We start from the raw sequence: 1,301 nt of genomic DNA on the forward strand, positions 1-1,301 counted from the left end.
GGGTCCTGCTCCAGCCGGCCGCCGAACGCGACCGGTTGCTGGCCTGGGGCCGGGGCCCGGACGTGCCGACCGCCCCCTCCCTCGCCGCCGCCTTCGAGACGGTCGTGGCGGCGGACCCGTCCCGCACGGCACTGCGCCGGGGCACGACGACGGTCACCTACGGCGACCTGAACGCCCGCGCCAACCGGCTCGCCCGCCACCTCGCCCGGCGCGGCGTCCGGACCGGGACACCGGTCGGGGTGGCGCTGGCCCGCTCGCCCGAGGTCGCGCTCGCGTTCCTCGCGCTGGCCAAACTCGGCGCCGTCTGCGTCCCGCTGGACCCCGCGCTCCCCGGGGAACGCGCACGCCGGATGCGGGAGGAGACCGGTGTGCGGCTCCTCCTCGAAGGCGGCCCGGGCGAGAACCTGGACGTCCGCGCGACCGGCCTCGAAGGAGACTCCGCCCTGGAGGACGAGTCCCCCGGCAACCTGTGCCTCCCCCTCCCCGACCGCCTCACGGCCTGTGTCCTGTTCACCTCCGGCTCCACCGGCGACCCCAAGGGCGTCCGCCTCACCCACCGCAACCTCCTCACCCTCGCCGCCGACCCCGCCTGGCGGGCCGGCGGACACGAACGGGTCCTCTTCCACTCCCCGCACTCCTGGGACGCCCCCGGCTACGAACTCTGGACGCCCCTGCTCAACGGCCACGAGGTCGTCGTCGCGCCCCCGGGCGAACTCGGCGTCGAGGACTACCGCCGGGTCCTCGCCGAGGGCGGTGTCACGGCGGCGTTCCTCACGGCGGGCCTCCTCGACGTCGTCGCCGAGCACGACCCCGCCGCCCTCGGCGGGCTGCGGCGCCTGGAGACCGGCGGCGACGTCGTTTCCCCGGCGGCGGTCGCCCGGGTGCGGCGGCACGTGCCCGGCCTGACGGTGACGAACCGGTACGGGCCCGTCGAGAACACCACCTACTCGCTCGGCCACACGGTCCACGGCGCGACGGAGGGCGCGCTGCCGGTCGGGACGCCCACGGCCGGGGTCCGCGCCCTCGTCCTCGACCCGGCGCTGCGGCCCGTCCCGCCCGGCGTCCCTGGGGAGATCCACCTCGCCGGGGACGGGCTGGCCGAGGGCTACCACGCCGCGCCCGCCCGCACCGCCGAACGCTTCGTCGCCGACCCCTTCGGCGCCCCCGGCTCCCGCCTCTACCGCACCGGCGACCTCGGCCACTGGGACGAGCGGGGCCGGCTGCACTTCCTCGGCCGGACCGACCGCCAGCTCAAGGTTAGCGGCCTGCGCATCGAACCCGGCGAGGTGGAGGCCGCGCTG

Annotated in this window: 1 protein-coding gene; it reads left to right on the forward strand. The window is 77.2% G+C overall.

From position 1 onward, the window contains the following. Window positions 1–1,301, forward strand: a 1,301-nt coding sequence (locus AOK24_RS44655) for an amino acid adenylation domain-containing protein (protein WP_159052251.1), incomplete at both ends; no start/stop codon positions are given.

It is taken from the genome of Streptomyces niveiscabiei, assembly GCF_001419795.1.
In the GTDB taxonomy this organism is placed as follows: Bacteria; Actinomycetota; Actinomycetes; order Streptomycetales; family Streptomycetaceae; genus Streptomyces; species Streptomyces niveiscabiei.